The 16,176-nt window shown below is 63.1% G+C and carries 13 protein-coding genes and 1 pseudogene; 4 read left to right on the forward strand and 10 right to left on the reverse strand.

Annotated elements, in window-relative coordinates:
• Positions 1-24 precede the first annotated feature (24 nt).
• Positions 25-2,058, forward strand: coding sequence for an ATP-binding protein (locus VFW93_RS00265; protein ID WP_329691988.1), 2,034 nt, complete (start codon positions 25-27; stop codon positions 2,056-2,058).
• A gap of 29 nt (positions 2,059-2,087) precedes the next feature.
• Here the strand turns inward: VFW93_RS00265 and VFW93_RS00270 are convergent, their stop codons facing one another.
• The 4 genes from VFW93_RS00270 to VFW93_RS00285 all read right to left on the reverse strand — a co-directional run bounded on the left by VFW93_RS00270 (position 2,088) and on the right by VFW93_RS00285 (position 9,812).
• On the reverse strand, positions 2,088-3,644 hold the full coding sequence (locus tag VFW93_RS00270; protein ID WP_329691989.1) for a SpoVR family protein: 1,557 nt from the start codon (positions 3,642-3,644) through the stop codon (positions 2,088-2,090).
• A complete protein-coding gene (locus VFW93_RS00275; protein WP_329691990.1) occupies positions 3,641-4,942 on the reverse strand; it encodes a YeaH/YhbH family protein in 1,302 nt (433 codons plus the stop codon). Before VFW93_RS00275 ends, VFW93_RS00270 begins: the two co-directional genes overlap by 4 nt.
• A gap of 106 nt (positions 4,943-5,048) precedes the next feature.
• A complete protein-coding gene (locus VFW93_RS00280) occupies positions 5,049-6,971 on the reverse strand; it encodes a PrkA family serine protein kinase (protein WP_329691991.1) in 1,923 nt (640 codons plus the stop codon).
• Between the two features lie 261 nt (positions 6,972-7,232).
• Positions 7,233-9,812, reverse strand: a complete 2,580-nt coding sequence (locus VFW93_RS00285) for a GspE/PulE family protein (RefSeq protein ID WP_329691992.1) — start codon at positions 9,810-9,812, stop codon at positions 7,233-7,235.
• A gap of 243 nt (positions 9,813-10,055) precedes the next feature.
• On the opposite strand from VFW93_RS00285, the gene VFW93_RS00290 reads away from it, so the two are divergent.
• From VFW93_RS00290 to VFW93_RS00300, 3 genes are read left to right on the forward strand one after another with little or no spacing between them, the layout of a single operon-like run.
• A complete protein-coding gene (locus VFW93_RS00290) occupies positions 10,056-10,352 on the forward strand; it encodes a DUF2282 domain-containing protein (protein ID WP_329691993.1) in 297 nt (98 codons plus the stop codon).
• Positions 10,353-10,393: 41 nt separating this feature from the next.
• On the forward strand, positions 10,394-11,344 hold the full coding sequence (locus tag VFW93_RS00295) for a DUF692 domain-containing protein (protein ID WP_329691994.1): 951 nt from the start codon (positions 10,394-10,396) through the stop codon (positions 11,342-11,344).
• On the forward strand, positions 11,341-12,138 hold the full coding sequence (locus VFW93_RS00300) for a putative DNA-binding domain-containing protein (RefSeq protein ID WP_329691995.1): 798 nt from the start codon (positions 11,341-11,343) through the stop codon (positions 12,136-12,138). The genes VFW93_RS00295 and VFW93_RS00300 overlap by 4 nt, the downstream gene beginning before the upstream one ends.
• Positions 12,139-12,163: 25 nt before the next feature.
• Here VFW93_RS00300 and VFW93_RS00305 read toward each other — a convergent pair whose 3' ends face one another.
• From VFW93_RS00305 to VFW93_RS00330, 6 genes and pseudogenes are all read right to left on the reverse strand, one after another.
• Positions 12,164-13,054, reverse strand: coding sequence for an energy transducer TonB (locus VFW93_RS00305; protein WP_329691996.1), 891 nt, complete (start codon positions 13,052-13,054; stop codon positions 12,164-12,166).
• Between the two features lie 4 nt (positions 13,055-13,058).
• A complete protein-coding gene (locus VFW93_RS00310; protein WP_414639541.1) occupies positions 13,059-13,442 on the reverse strand; it encodes a biopolymer transporter ExbD in 384 nt (127 codons plus the stop codon).
• 62 nt (positions 13,443-13,504) lie between these two features.
• On the reverse strand, positions 13,505-14,233 hold the full coding sequence (gene tolQ, locus VFW93_RS00315; RefSeq protein ID WP_329691998.1) for a protein TolQ: 729 nt from the start codon (positions 14,231-14,233) through the stop codon (positions 13,505-13,507).
• A 6-nt stretch (positions 14,234-14,239) separates the two neighbouring features.
• Positions 14,240-14,734 carry a tol-pal system-associated acyl-CoA thioesterase gene (ybgC, locus tag VFW93_RS00320; protein ID WP_329691999.1) on the reverse strand — a complete coding sequence of 165 codons (495 nt, stop codon included), beginning with the start codon at positions 14,732-14,734 and terminating at the stop codon, positions 14,240-14,242.
• Between the two features lie 93 nt (positions 14,735-14,827).
• The gene (locus tag VFW93_RS00325; RefSeq protein WP_329692000.1) at positions 14,828-15,346 is read right to left on the reverse strand and encodes a SixA phosphatase family protein; all 519 of its coding nucleotides are present in this window, start codon (positions 15,344-15,346) and stop codon (positions 14,828-14,830) included.
• A 91-nt stretch (positions 15,347-15,437) separates the two neighbouring features.
• Positions 15,438-16,176: pseudogene (locus tag VFW93_RS00330) on the reverse strand (polyphosphate kinase 1); the annotation flags it as partial.

Below are 16,176 nucleotides of genomic sequence, written 5' to 3' on the forward strand. Positions count from 1 at the left end.
TCCCTCATCTTCCCAGGAGGCGGGATGAAATCGGAGGCCACGCAACCCGATGTCCAGACGCTGTTGGCGCAGGTGCAAGACTTGACCGCCGAGGTTGAGGTTTGCCGAATGGTCAGCATGGCGGCCCGCAGCTCGGACAACGCGCTCATCGTCACCGACAGGCAAGGACGGGTCAACTGGATCAACCCGGCCTTCGAGAGCCTGACCGGCTACACACTGGCGGATTTCAAGGGTCGCAAACCCGGCGAGCTCCTGCAGACCAGAGCGACGGACCCAGCCACCATTGCCTACATTCGCGAACAGCGCGAACAAGGCTTGCCCTTCGAAACCGACATCCTGAATCGACGCAAGGACGGCACCAACTACTGGGCACATATTGCTGGCAAACCCTTGCGCGACAACGATGGCCAGATCAAGTGGTTCATGGCCATTCAACGTGACGTCACCGCATTGCGCAGGGACCAATCACGCCTTTCGTTTCACCACGAGGCCATTCAACTGTTGTCTCAGGCCAAGGACATCGACGCGCTCATTCCGCAACTGCTGGCGCGCATGGCCCATTTCATAGGCTGGCCTGTCGGCCTCGCCTGGGAGGTCAAGACGCAAAGATGGGTGGGCGATGTGAACATGATCTGCGCGCACCATTGGTCAGGCAACGCCTTGCGATACGCAGGCTTCCTGGCAGCATCACAACGAACCACCTGGCAAAAGGGTGAGTCCCTGCTGGGCCAGGTCTGGGAGCAGGGGCAGCGCGCTTTCTTTCCAGTCATGACGGAGCAGCTCGACCCTGGCCGCGGCAAGCAGGCCATCAAGGAGGGACTGAGTTCATCACTGGTGATCCCTATCCGGTCAGGTGCGCGTGTCACCTACCTGCTCGAGTTCGTGGCACCTTGCATGCAGGCGCTCGATCCGGAGTCGCTCGACATGCTGGAAGGTCTCTGTGCACAGTTGTCTCAGTTCATCGATCGGTGCCGAGACGAATTGCGCGTCCGCCAGTTCATGACCGAGTTCGACTGCCTGTTCAAGCTCTCTCCTGACGGCTTTGTGGTGTTCAACACCGAAGGCATACGTTCTTACGGCAACCCGGCTTTCTACGCCATGACCGGCCTGACCAGAGAGCGCCTCGACGGCGTGAGCGAGACACAGTTCGACGAGATCCTGGCCAGCCTCTGTGCGCCTCAGGACCGCCCAGCGCCGATCGGCGACATTGCGCGCGACGACAACGGCGACCGCCTTCAGCTCATCGTGCCCAAACCGGCTGTGCTGCAACGCGCCGTGCGCGACATGTACGACAGCCATGGCACCTACATCGGACGAGCCGTCTACCTGCGCGATATCACCCGAGAGATGGAAGTGGACCGCATGAAGAGCGAGTTCCTGTCCACGGCGGCGCATGAACTGCGTACCCCCATGGTCAGCGTGCATGGTTTCTCCGAGCTGTTGCTCAAGCGCCCTTTCAGTGAAGAGAAGCGGCGCGACATCTATGAAACCATCCACCGACAGTCCAAATTGCTGGTCAACATGGTGACGGAACTGCTGGACCTGGCCCGCATCGAGTCCCGAGCGGGCAAGGACTTCCACATTCGTCCTCTGGACGTCGCCACTGTCGTGGATCAGGCCGTCAATGCCTTGCTGATTCAAGGTGACACGCGCCCGGTGCACATGCACGTGCCCACCAGCCTGCCTCGCGTTTTCGCGGATGAAGACAAGCTGATCCGTGCCCTCACCAACCTGCTATCCAATGCCTACAAGTACTCGCCTGCAGGCGGAGACATACGGCTGGATGTGCTCGCGCGCAGCCACATGGGGCAGCCGCAACTGGGCATTCGCGTCACCGATCACGGCATCGGCATGACGCCCGAGCAACTGGCCCGCGTGTGTGAACGCTTCTACCGCGCCGACCCCTCGTGCAACATCCCGGGCACCGGCCTGGGCATGTCGCTGGTCAAGGAGATCATGACGCTGATGGGGGGCGAGGTGTCATTGAGCAGCGTGGCCGGTGAAGGCACACAGGCCACGCTGTGGTTGCGCACCGTGACAGATGGCTATCGAGCATGAGTGTGCGGGCCTCACCAGGCCCTGCCAACTCACTCCATGGATGCCGGCACCACCGTCCACTGCTGGCGGATGTCTCCCACACCGTTGACGCTTTCCATGTGAACAGGGAAGCCCCACAGTCGCGCCACATGCTTGAGCACTTCGCGCGTGCTGTCGTGCAGGGGGCGGTCGTTGTGCTGCGTGTGGCGCAAGGTCAGGGAGCGGTCACCTCGCAGGTTCACGCTCCAGACCTGGATGTTGGGCTCGCGCGAGCCCAGGTCATACTGGCGTGACAGCATCTCGCGCAACTGGCGATAGCCGCCTTCGTCGTGGATGGCCGAGACCTCGTATTCGCTTTCCTGTTCGTCATCGCGGATGGCAAACAGGCGGAAGTCGCGCATGATCTTGGGCGACATGAACTGACCGATGAAGCTCTCGTCCTTGAAGTTGCGCATCGCGTAATCAAGCGTCTTGAGCCAGGCACGGTCCTTCGGATCCGCACCTTCTGCAGAGCCGGCAAAGTCAGGGAACCACAGGCGGTCCTCGGGCGTGGGCTTTTCACAGATGCGCTTGAGATCCGTGTACATGGCAAAGCCCAATGCATACGGATTCAGACCGCTGTAGGCACGGTGCCCCACCGGCGGCTGGAACACCACATTGGTATGCGACTGCAACCACTCGATCATGATGCCGTCGGTCAGATAACCTTCGTCATACATGGTGTTGAGCAAGGTGTAGTGCCAGAACGTGGCCCAGCCTTCGTTCATGACCTGGGTCTGGCGCTGTGGATAGAAGTACTGCGCCACCTTGCGCACAATGCGCACGATCTCGCGCTGCCAGGGTTCCAGCAGCGGGGCGTGCTTCTCGATGAAGTACAGCAGGTTCTCCTGCGGCTCGGCAGGAAAACGGCGAACCGCTTCCTCTTCGGGCCGGTCAACCCTGCGTGGCAAGGTGCGCCACAGGTCATTGACCTGTTGCTGCAGATAGGCTTCGCGCTCCTCACGGCGAGCCAGTTCCTTGTCAAGAGACAGCTTGCCCGGACGGCGATAGCGGTCCACCCCATGATTCATCAGGGCATGGCAGGAGTCCAGCAACTCTTCCACCGCGTCCACGCCATGGCGCTCTTCGCAGCGCGCCACATAGTTCTTGGCGTACACCAGATAGTCGATGATGGAGCCCGCATCCGTCCACATGCGGAACAGATAGTTGCCCTTGAAGAAGCTGTTGTGGCCATAGGCCGCGTGCGCGATCACCAGGGCCTGCATGGCCATGGTGTTTTCTTCCATCAGATAGCTGATGCAGGGGTTCGAATTGATGACGATTTCATAGGCCAGGCCCATGAAGCCACGGCGGTAGTTCTTCTCCGTGGCGATGAACTCCTTGCCGTAGGACCAGTGCCGGTAGTTCACCGGCATGCCCACGCTGGCATAGGCGTCCATCATCTGCTCGGCCGTGATGATCTCAAGCTGATTGGGATAGGTATCGAGCTTGAAGCTTTCGGCCGTCGCGCGGATCACATCGTGGTACTGCTCGATCAGATCGAAGGACCAGTCTGAAGGCCCGGGCAACTGATGGCCTTGTACGCCATAGGCTTGTTGTGCACTCATGCGTCCACCCCTTCCTTCTTGAACAGCTCGCGGAACACCGGGTAGATCTGCGAGGGATCCAGCACCTTGCGCATGGCAAAGTGCTTGTGCATCTCGCTGAGCGCCAGATACTCGTCCCACAGGTTCTGCTCGGTCTGCGCCACCTGCACATAAGCGTAGTAACGCACCAGCGGCAGGATCTTCTGCTCGATGATCTCGCGGCAACGGCTGGAGTCGTGGTGCCAGTTGTCACCGTCGGAGGCCTGGGCCACGTACAGGTTCCACTCGCTGGTGGGGTAGCGGGCCTGGATGATCTCGTCGAGCAACACCAGGGCGCTGGACACCACGGTGCCGCCGGTTTCGGTCGCGTGGAAGAACTCGTCTTCCGTCACTTCCTGAGCCTGCGTATGGTGGCGGATGAAGACCAGCTCGATCTTGTCGTAGTGCCGGGTCAGGAACAGGTACAGCAGGATGAAGAATCGCTTGGACAACTCCTTGCGCTGCTCGTCCATCGAGCCGGACACGTCCATCACGCAGAACATCACGGCCTTGGTGGTGGGCACCGGCACCTTGACGCGGCTGCGGAAACGCAGGTCGATCGGATCCAGGAAGGGGATGCCCTTCATGCGGCCATAAAGATGTGCCAGCTGGGCCTCGATCTCTTCGATTTCGGCGGCGCGCTTGCGGATCAGGGCATCGTCACCCGTGACGGGCTGCGCGCGCAGTTCGGCCAGGCGCTCTTCCAGTTCCTTGATCTCGCGGCGTGACGATGCACCCAGCGCAATACGCCGCCCCAGTGCGCCACGCATGGAGCGCACCACGTGCAGATTGTTGGGTGTGCCGTCGCTGCTGAAGCCAGCGCGGTGGCTCTTCCACTCGGGCACCTCGGCCAGGGCGGTTCGCACCAGGTTGGGCAGCGCCAGGTCTTCGAAAAAGACCTGCATGAACTCTTCCTTGCTCAGGCTGAAGACAAAGTCGTCCTCACCCTCGCCGGAATCGCTGGCCTGGCCGGAACCACTGCCCTGCCCTTGCCCGCCTTGCGGCTTCTCGATCCGGTCGCCCTTGACGTACTCGCGGTTGCCCGGATGCACCACCTCGCGTGTGCCGCCATCGCCGTGATGAAACACGGGCTCGGACAGGTCTCGCTTGGGGATGGCGATGTCCTCGCCCTTTTCGATGTCGCGGATGCTGCGGCCATTGATGGCGCGCTGCACTGCCTCACGCACTTGGTCCTTGTATCGACGCAGGAAACGCTCACGGTTGCCGATCGACTTGTTCTTGCCGGCCAGCCGTCTGTCGATGATGTGTTGCCTAGTCATGCGTGCTTCCGTATATCAACCAGGCAGCCGCCGCGGAACCGGCTTCGCCGGGCCGCTGGCGGCGCCCCCTGGAGGGGGAGCGCCAAGGGCGCTCGGGGGTGGGCCATCAGGAGGATTTACGCACTCGCAGATACCACTCGCACAGCAAGCGAACTTGCTTGGCCGTGTAGCCCTTCTGGACCATGCGGTTGACAAAGTCCTCGTGCTTCTTGACCTCGTCGGCGCTGGCCTTGGCGTTGAAGCTGATGACGGGCAACAACTCTTCGGTGTTGCTGAACATCTTCTTCTCGATCACGGTGCGCAGCTTTTCGTAGCTGGTCCACAGTGGGTTCTTGCCGCCGTTGTTGGCACGCGCGCGCAGTACGAAGTTGACGATCTCGTTGCGGAAGTCCTTCGGGTTGGCAATGCCGGCCGGCTTCTCGATCTTTTCCAGCTCGGCGTTCAGCGCACCACGATCGAAGATTTCACCGGTGTCCGTATCGCGGTATTCCTGATCCTGGATCCAGTAATCCGCATAGGTCACGTAGCGATCGAAGATGTTCTGGCCGTACTCGGAATAGCTTTCCAGATAGGCCGTCTGGATCTCCTTGCCGATGAACTCCGCGTAACGCGGTGCCAGCGACTCCTTGATGTAGGAGATGTACTTCTGCTCCAGCTCGGCCGGGAACTGCTCGCGCTCGATCTGCTGCTCCAGCACATACATCAGGTGCACCGGGTTGGCGGCCACTTCCTGGCTGTCGAAGTTGAACACCTTGGAGATGATCTTGAAGGCAAAACGCGTGGATATGCCGCTCATGCCCTCGTCCACACCGGCGTAGTCGCGGTACTCCTGGATGGACTTGGCCTTGGGGTCGGTGTCCTTCAGGTTCTCGCCGTCATACACCTGCATCTTGGAATAGATGCTGGAGTTTTCGGGCTCCTTCAGGCGGGTCAGGATGGCGAACTGGCTCATCATCTTCAGCGTGCCAGGCGCACAAGGCGCGGCGGCCAGCGAAGAGGTGCGAACCAGCTTTTCGTAGATCTTGATTTCTTCCGACACACGCAGGCAATAAGGCACCTTGACGATGTAGATCCGGTCAAGGAAGGCCTCGTTGTTCTTGTTGTTGCGGAAGGCCTTCCACTCGCTTTCGTTCGAGTGAGCCAGCACGACACCGTCGAAGGGAATCGCACCGAAACCTTCCGTGCCCTTGAAGTTACCTTCCTGCGTGGCAGTCAGCAGAGGGTGCAGCACCTTGATGGGCGCCTTGAACATTTCCACGAATTCCAGCAGGCCCTGGTTGGCCAGGCACAGGCCACCTGAATAGCTGTAGGCGTCCGGGTCATCCTGGGCGTAGGTTTCGAGCTTGCGGATGTCGACCTTGCCGACCAGGGCGCTGATGTCCTGGTTGTTTTCGTCGCCTGGCTCGGTCTTGGCGATGCCCACCTGCTTGAGGATGCTGGGGTAGCGCTTGACGACCTTGAACTTGCGGATGTCACCGCCGAACTCCTCCAGGCGCTTCACGGCCCATGGGCTCAGGATGCGCTGCAGGTAACGGCGGGGAATGCCGTATTCCTTTTCGAGGATAGGGCCATCTTCCGTCGGGTCGAACAATCCCAGGGGTGACTCGTTGACGGGCGAGCCCTTGATGGCATAGAAGGGCACCTTCTCGGCCAGCAGCTTGAGCCGCTCGGCAATCGAGGACTTGCCGCCGCCGACAGGGCCCAGCAGATACAGAATCTGCTTCTTTTCTTCCAGGCCTTGCGCGGCATGGCGGAAGTAGCTGACGACCTGCTCGATGGCATCTTCCATGCCATAGAACTCTTCGAAAGCGGGGTAGATCTTGATCACCTTGTTGGTGAAGATCCGAGACAGGCGCGGGTCATTGCGCGTGTCGATCATTTGCGGCTCGCCAATCGCCTGGAGCATGCGCTCTGCAGCGGTGGCGTAGGCCGACTTGTCTTTCTTGCAGATCTCGAGGTATTCCTCGAGGGTGAATTCTTCTTCGCGGGTGCGCTCGTAACGAGCTGCGAAGCTGCTGATCACGTCCATACAGACCTCCGAACCATCGACTTACGCCATCGATGCCTCGTGATCTGCGCCGTAACCACCTGGTGAACTCGGCGCGACCACACAAGCATCGCCTTCACACCAAAGATCGAGGAAATCACTGTTCTTGCAAGCCGAGATAACACCCCGGAAACTGGCTCAGATCAATGACTTCGTTGTTGTCTATCTTGCACCTTTTTTGAGTCCTGCGTGCAGCATGCACACAACAAGGCACGCTTTCATCAGATTCAAACCCTGCAGGCACTAAATATTGCTACTGGCACGCACCTCTTCCATGCTCGTTATGCCGGAGAGGACTTTCTCTATGCCGTCTTGTCGCAAGGTGCGCATGCCCTCTTTCAGCGATTGATTGAGCAAGGCTTCTGCGTTCGCACCGGTCTGGATCATGCGGCGGATCTCACGGCTGACCGACAAGAGCTCATGCAGGCCGGCACGCCCCTTGTAGCCCGTGTTGTTGCATTGCGGACACCCTTTGGCAGTGTGGGACATGAGCACACCGTCGCGGCCCAGACGCTGCTGCCAGTCGGCCTGCACCGCCTCGGGGCTGATGTGCTCGGTATGCTCAGGGAACACGAACATGTATTCCTTGATCAGGTCGTCGATATAGGCCTGCGAGGCCGGCTCGGACACCTTGCACGCGCTGCACAGTCGGCGCACCAGGCGCTGTGCCAGCACGACCAGCAAGGCATCGGCAAAGTTGAACGGGTCCATGCCCATGTCCAGCAAACGGGTGACCGTTTCTGGCGCACTGTTGGTGTGCAGCGTGGAGAGCACCAGGTGCCCCGTCAGCGAGGCCTCGACGCCCATGTCGGCTGTTTCATGGTCACGGATTTCGCCCACCATGATGACGTCCGGATCGGCGCGCAGGAAGGCCCGCAGCGCCTTGGCAAAGGTCCAGTCGATCTTGGGATTGATCTGCACCTGCCGCAAGCCGGGTTGGGTGATTTCCACCGGGTCTTCCGCCGTCCAGATCTTGCGCTCGGGCACGTTGATGAAGCTCAACGCCGAATGCAGGGTGGTCGTCTTGCCGGAACCGGTCGGCCCCACACACAGGATCATGCCGTAGGGGCGTTCCAGGGCCGTTTTCAGGCGACCCAGGTTGGTTTCGCTCAGGCCGATCTTGTCCAGAGGCAGGGGGCGAGCCGAACTCAGAATCCGCATGACCACGTCTTCCAGCCCGTTGTTGGTGGGGATGGTGGCCACGCGCAGTTCAAGCCGGTATTGCGGCACAAAACGCGCAAAGTTGATCTTGCCGTCCTGCGGCTTGCGACGCTCGGAAATGTCCAGATCGCACATGATCTTGATGCGGGCGATCATGGCGCTGCGGTAGTTGTGCGGCAACTCCAGGTAGGGCACCAGGCCACCGTCCTTGCGGAAGCGGATCTTGATCTTGTCGCGCCCCGGATAGCTTTCGATATGGATGTCCGACACGCCCTGGGTGTAGGCCTCCACGATCATGGTGTTGATCAGGCGTACCAGCGAGTTGTCGCTCTGCTCGATGGGACGGTCTTCCTCCTGGTAGGACTTGTTCTCCAGCCCTTCCTTTTCCAGGTCCTCGACGAGCTTGCCGGAGTCCACCGTCTCCAGCTCCAGCTCGGCTGGCTCGGCAAAACTCGTGAACATCACCGAGGTGACATCCGCACCCAACCGGGCATAGGCATCCCGGATCGACCACTCCAGCTGGCTCTGATTGGCCAGCACGGGCACGATCTTGCACTGGGTGACGAACTCCAGCTCGGACAGCACGGTGCGCTTGCTGGGGTCCTCCACCGCGACGATGAGGGTGGCCTCGTGCAGCAACAGCGGTGCCACCAGCAGACGTGCGGCCACATTGAACGGCACCTTGTTCAGCGCATCGGGATCGGCGGGGAACTTGTCCAGATCCACCAGGGGGTAGCCCATCTTGCGTGCCAGCGCACTGAGCAGATCCTGCCTGGAGACCATGCCCAGGCGCACGAGCAGCTCGCCCAGGGGCACCGTGCGATCGTGCTGCTGCTGCTTGAGGGCGATCTGAAGCTGCTCCTCGGAAATCAGGCCCAGCGCGATCAGCGCCTCGCCGATGCGCACCATGGGCATGTGGCTCTGGCGCTCGATGGCATCGATCAGTTGCTCCGGCGACACCACCTTCTGCGTCAGCAGGATGTCCCCCAGCTTCTGGTTGCGCAGGTTGTGCTGCACCTCCATGGCCTGGTCCACATCGTCGGGCGTCACCGCCTGCGCGTCGATCAGGGCCTGGCCGATCAAGGGGCCGATCTCGACTCCGGCAATGATGTCGGAGGGCACGAACAGCCGGTTGACCGAGCCTTTCTCGTCGACCGGCGGGAACAGGAACAGGCCGAACTCGTTTTCGACATGGCCGATCGTGTCACCCTCCAGGGTGCCGCCCGCCACCAGGTGGACGCGGTAGTCTGTGACCGGGCGCTCGGTGAGCACCCCACCGTCGTGCTGGGCCACTTCCTGGCTCACAGCCGTGGGTTCGATAGGCCGGGTGAGCAAGATGGTGCGGAACTGGTTGAAGCGCAGCGGCATCGTCGTGCGAGCCGGTGGCACCTGAATGTGCGCCACCCGTTCGGTCGGCACGAAGAAGTTGAGGCGGCCTTGCATCACCCGACCATTGAGGCCGACGATCTGACAGGGCTCGGAATCCTGCTGCGCCGACGCCACCGGATAGGTTGCGAAAGGCGGCGTGGGCCAGCGGAAGGCCCCGCTGACCAGGTCGTCGGTCACGGTGTCGCCAAAGCCGGCATCCTGAAAGTCATCGACTTTCGCGGGAGCGGGTGGACCCGCGTCACTTCGGGCGGCGTGATCAGGGTAATCAGACATGTCGATCCTTGCATCCAGGATGAGACACTGACACCCCGGGTTGATTGCCATGCTATGAAACTGACCGCATCATGATGGGAACAAAAACGGCAGAAATACCGCTGTTTGCGCACATCGTCAGCCTGGTCGGCTGCCTGAAACCGGATTTTTTGAAGGGGAAGTGTCAGATTTCGAGGTGCTGCACGACAGACACCAGGCGAGGCTTGCTCGCGTATCCTTGAAACTGATTCACCGGAATTGAACATGAACCAACGTCAACTGCTGTCTTCCGCACTCGCTTCCGTGCTGGCCCTTGGCGCCGCCACGGCCCAGGCTCACGACGAAGCCGCCCCGAAGGACAAGGAAAAGTGCTACGGCATCGCCAAGGCAGGCCAGAACCACTGCGCCAACCTGTCGGGCACGCACTCCTGCGCCGGCGAGGCCAAAACCGACAACGCCCCCGCCGAATGGAAACTGGTGGCCAAGGGTAGTTGCGCCAAGCTGGGTGGCATGAATGCCGAGCAGGCCAAGGCTGCCCTGGCCAAGGCCGGTACCAAGTAAACCGGGCCACCTGGTCTTTCCCTGGTCGGCCCCTCGCGCAGATGCCCCGCCCGCCCTCCTCCCTGATCGGCATCGGCCTGCGGCAGCCTCATGCCCAGGCCTTGTTGACCCAGCGCCCGGCCCTCGGCTTCGTCGAGGTGCACTCCGAGAACTTCTTCGCCGAAGGCGGCAGCGCCATCCAGGCCTTGCTGGAAGTTCGGGCGCACTACCCCATCAGCCTGCACGGTGTGGGGCTGTCTCTGGGCTCGGCATCGGGGCTGGACGAGGCCCACCTGGATCGGTTGGCCAGGCTGGTCGAACAGATCGACCCGGTTCGGGTGTCGGATCACGCCAGCTTTGCGCGCGTCCAGCCCGCGGGCCCCACGTCGCCGGGTGCGGTGCATGCCAGCGACCTGCTGCCGCTGGCGTTCACGCCCGCATCGCAAGATGCGCTGGTCGCCAACATCCAGCGGGTCCAGGATCGCCTGCGTCGCCCCATCCTGATCGAGAACCTCTCGGCCTACATGGCTTACGAGGACGATCAGATCCCCGAAATCGAGTTTCTGATCCAGACCTGCCAACGCGCGGGCTGTCAGTTGCTGCTGGATCTGAACAACCTGGTCGTCAACGGCCTGAACCGGGCCAGACGCCTGCACTGGCAGGATTCGCCAGGCAACGAGCCTGACCGCGAGCGGGCGACGCACCAGGCCCGTGCCGAGGCGCTGGATTTCGTCTGGTCGCTGCCACCCGGCATGGTCGGGCAGATTCACCTGGCGGGCTTCCGCTGGCCTGCACAGCCCGATCAACTGGTCATCGACGACCACAGCCAGCGCATCAGCCCGGCCGTCTGGGACGCGTATGACATGGCGCTCAACCACCTGGGTGAGGTCCCCACTCTGATCGAATGGGATGTGGACCTGCCCCCGCTGGCCGTCTTGCTGGACGAGGCGCGGCTGGCCGCCGAGGTGATCGCCCAATCACGCGGCGAGCCGGACATGGACTTCGACGAATGAACATCGACCAGGAGCGGGCCCGGCAACAGGCTGTTCTGGCCGCACTGCAGCAAGGCTGGCCTGCGATCCACGCGGCGCGGCTGCAGACCGATGCGGCGGGCCTGCGCGCCTACCAGGTCAATGCACGGGCGACCGCGCAGCGGGTCTTGCTGGCGCACTTCCCCACCGTGGCCGCCATGCTCGGCGAAGAAGCGCTGGGCATGCTGTCTGTGCTGCTGTGGCAGCAATCGCCCCCCTCCAGCGGTGACCTGGGGCAATGGGGTGGCGACCTGCCCGCGCTCATCGGCGCGCGGGCGGAGCTGGCAGACTGGCCCTGGCTGGCCGACTGCGCCCGGCTCGACTGGGCACGCCACCTGTGCGAGCGTGCCGCAGACGCCCGACAGGATCACGGCAGCCTGCACAGACTGGGCGACAGCGCGCCTCGCGCCCTGCGCCTGCACCTCCAACCCTGCGTGCAGGTGATCACATCGCCATGGCCGCTGGCTGCCTTGTGGGCGGCGCATCAGTTGCCGGAAGCGGCGCAGGCGGCTGCGGCTGAAACGGCCTTGCAGGCGGTTCAGGGCCTGCGTGCCACGGTCGTGTGGCGTTCACCGTGGCAGTTGCAGATGAGCGAAATCTCGGCCGAGGATGGCCAGTGGATGCAGATGCTGCAAGACGCCAGCCGACACGATGGTGCGCACGCGTCCCTGGGTAGCTTGTTGACTCAGGCGCCCGCCGGCTTTGACTTCAGCGCCTGGCTGACCACGGCGGTGATGCAAGGCTGGCTGTGGCGCATCACGACGGACGCTGAGTAAACAACCTGCACGAGCGAGACGCCGCTCAGAAGTCCTTGTAGCGGAAGACCAGCTGCATCGAGATCGGCACCTCGCCCTGCTCGTTCTTGGGCAGCACTTCGGTCTTGTCGATGGCGCGTATCACGGCGTCATCCCATGAAGGCACGCCGGAGGGTTCGATGAGCTTGCGCGCGATGATGCGGCCGTCCGGCGAGCAATGCACTTCCACCACGGCACGCGGGTCGCCGCTGATGCTCTCGGTGAAGATGATGTTGGGCTTGACGCGCGCCACGATGCGCCCGGCGTAGGCAGCGCTGGGGCCAGCCGATCGCGCCGATGCCCCCAGCGTGGCCGCCAGTTGGTCCATCATGCCCTTGAGCGCCGCGTTCTGCTGCGAGCCGGGCTTGCCCGGGCTGTCCGTGCGGCTCGTCGTTTTCGAGTTCACCGGCTTGGTGGCAGGCTCGGGCTTGGCAGGTTCGGCCTTCCTGGGCGGTGTCTTCTCAGGCTTCTTGACAGGCTTGACCGGTTCATCCGTGATGAAGACCTCGCGAGGCTCCTGCTGCTTGCGCTTCCTGGGCTCTTTCTTGGGCTTGCGCTCGACCACCACATCGGGAATGGGCTCGGGCGCAGGTGGCTCGGGCTCCGCTGCCTTGACCGGCTCGGGTGGTGGCTCCACGGGCGGTGTCTCCACCTTGGGTGGCACGTCCACAGGGGGTGGAGGTGGCGGCGCCTCGGGCGCGGCCGCACGTGGGATCTCTGCCCAGACTTCGGCTTCCACCGTCTCAGGCGTGGTCATCTTCCAGCGCACGCCCAAGGCCAGCGCCGCGACCAGCATCAGGTGAACGCCCAGGGCCAGTGCGCCGCCCAGGCCCCAGCCATCCGCAGAGCGGGGGCGGAGAACGGGGCCGGAGCCCTGGCTGACGGCGTCGGCGTTCAAGGCATCAACCTCCGGTGGTGCGCACCGACAGGCCCACACGGGCCACGCCGGCCTTTTGCAGCACATCCATCACGTGCACGACGGCTTCGTAGCGCACGTCCTTGCGGGCGCTGATGATCACCGGCACGGCTTCGGGGCCACCGGCAGCTTCGTCCTGCATGGGCTTGATGCGCTCTGCCAGATCCTTGACCAGCATCTCGCCTGCGTCCTTGCGGTTGACGCGCAGCTTCACGTGGTCATCGTCTTCCAGCACGACCTCGATCACCTTCTCGGGCGCCTTGCGCGCCTTGCCGATGCTGGGCAGGTCCACCACGCCGGTGGGCAACAGCGGCGCGCTGACCATGAAGATGATCAGCAGCACCAGCATCACGTCAATGAACGGGACCATGTTGATCTCGTTGCGCGTGCGCCGGCGTCGGCCGCCACCGCGGGCATTGAGCTCGGCCACGGTCAGCGCCCCTGCTGAGGCTGGGTGCGCCCGGCGTCCACCGCCGAAGGCGGGCTGGCGGGCGCGGCGCTGCGGGCCAGGATGTTGGAGAACTCTTCCATGAAGGACTCCATCTGGATGGCGATGCGGTCGATGTCACGCGCCAGGCGGTTGTAGGCCAGCACGGCGGGAATGGCGGCAAACAGGCCGATGGCGGTGGCCACCAGGGCTTCGGCGATGCCGGGTGCCACCGTGGCCAGGGTCACCTGCTGCATGTTGGACAAGCCCGTGAACGCGTGCATGATCCCCCACACGGTCCCGAACAGGCCGATGTAGGGAGACACCGAGCCCACCGAACCCAGGAAATCAAGCCGCGCTTCGATGACATCCATCTCGCGCTGAAAACTGGCGCGCATGGCGCGGCGGGCGCCGTCCAGCAGGCTGGGTACATCGGTGATGCGGCGCTCGCGCAGCTTCATGAACTCGCGCATGCCGGCCGCAAAGATGCGCTCCTGCGGCGAAGGCGGGCCATCGCCACGCTGGGCATCCTGAAACAGCTCCTGCAGCGTGCGCCCGGCCCAGAACTCGCGGTCGAACTCGTCGTTGTCTTCCCGCACCCGCTTGAGGCCGATCAGCTTGCTGAAGATCACGCTCCAGCTGGCCACGGACACCAGCAGCAACAGCGCCAGCACGATCTGCACCACGGCGCTGGCATGCAACACCAGGGCAATGATGGACAAGTCTTGGTTCATGAAAGGTCAACCTCCGGAGGCTTGAATCGGTGTGGGCAAAACGGCCAGGATGCGCTCGGGGATGCGGCCAGGCCTGAGGCTGTCCTGCCCGGCCTTGGACTGCACCCAGCCTATGCGCACCCGGCCTTGCGTGAGCAGGGTTTCGCCACGCCAGACATCTTGCTGAAAGGCCACGCTGGAGCGCCCGACCTCGCTGACGGTCACCGTCACGGTCAGGCGATCATCCAGGCGGGCGGGTTTGAGGAAGCGCATCTGCGTGTCGGCCACGACAAACATGCCTTCGCCCGACTGGCGCATGTCTTCCTGCTCGAAACCCAGGGAGGACAGCCACTCGGTGCGGGCGCGCTCCATGAACTTCAGGTAATTGCCGTAGAAAACGATGCCGCCCGCATCGGTGTCTTCCCAGTAAACGCGCACCGGATGCCGGAAATGGGCATTCGCCAGGTCTGGTGGCGTGGCGGCAGGCGAGACAGGGGAAGCAGCAACGGACGACAGGCTCATGACCGCCATTATCCAGGGGATCCGGGCAGATCGCCCGCCCGCTGCACCATCGCTGGTCAAGAGTTGTAAAGCAGGCGGTGGCCTGGCCCTTGCCTAGAGGAAATCAGGCGACTGCACGGCATGCAGCGTGACGCTGGTTTCGCCATCACGCTCGCGGCTGCGCAACCACCACACGGCCCCCTTGCGCACCGACCAGGCCAGATCCTGCCCGGTCAGCAAGCGCGCCGCCAGCAGCCCCAAGGCAGGCTGATGCCCGACGATCAGGACGGGATCCTTGTTGCGGGGCCAACGGGCTGCGGCCAGCAGATCATCCACGCTGGCCTGCGGGTCCATCGATGGCACGGTCTTGTAGGAGCGCCCCAATGCCATGGCGGTCTGCTGGGTCCGCTGCGCCGGGCTGACGAGCACGCGCGTGGTGTCGGGCAGGCGCTGGTTGAGCCACTGGGCCATGCGCTCGGCCTGCCGCTCGCCTTTGGGCGTGAGAGTGCGGGCCAGATCCTGCGCCAGGTCGATGTGCACGGTGAGGTCCTCGCCTGCCGCCACACGGGCCTGCTGCTCATCGTCCAGCGGCAAGGCATGCGCCTGCGCGTGGCGCCAAAGGATCAGATCCATCGCGAACTCCTCTCAGGTCAAGTGCGACACCAGATCATGCGCGCACACTATGGACCACCCCCGGGACAGCTTGATGACAGCTCCGCAACGATCAGGGCTGCGCCTGGTGGCGCGCCATCAGGGCCTGCTGCGCACTGACACCCTCTTGCGAGACACGCTCATAGCGGCCATTGCCATGCTGGATCCAGGCATCACGAACATCCAGCAGATACGGCACCAGGCACTCGTCGATCACCCGCTGACGCAGGGTCACATCCCGAACCGGCCAGGCGGCCTCGATGCGGCGCGTCATGTTGCGGTTCATCCAGTCTGCACTCGACAGGTAGAGGACTTCATCCTTGTCAGACTCACCCCAGCGGAAGTACAGCACGCGGGTGTGCTCCAGCATGCGGCCCACGATGGAGCGCACCCGGATGTTGTCCGACAAACCGGGCACACCCGGCGGCAGGATGCAGGCACCACGCACGATCAGGTCGATCGACACGCCCGCCTGCCCCGCTTCCAGCAAGGCCGCGATCAAGGGCTCGTCCGTCAGGGAATTGAGCTTGAGCACGATGCGCGCAGGCTGCCCGGCTGCAGCGGCATCGGCCACCCGCTTGATGGTGCGCACCATCTGCGTCTGCATGCTGAACGGGGCCAGCAACAGCTGCTTGGTGGATTTCTGGTGCGTGAGGCTGGAGAGCTGCTGGAACACCATGTCGACGTCGGCGGTGACCTCGGCATTGCTGGTGAGGTAGCCCACATCGGTGTACAGGCGGGCCGTCTTGGGGTTGTAGTTGCCGGTCGACAGGTGGGCATAGCGCTTGAGGCGGTTGCCCTCCCGGCGCGTG

Source organism: Aquabacterium sp. (genome assembly GCF_036279675.1).
Taxonomy (GTDB): Bacteria; Pseudomonadota; Gammaproteobacteria; order Burkholderiales; family Burkholderiaceae_C; genus Aquabacterium.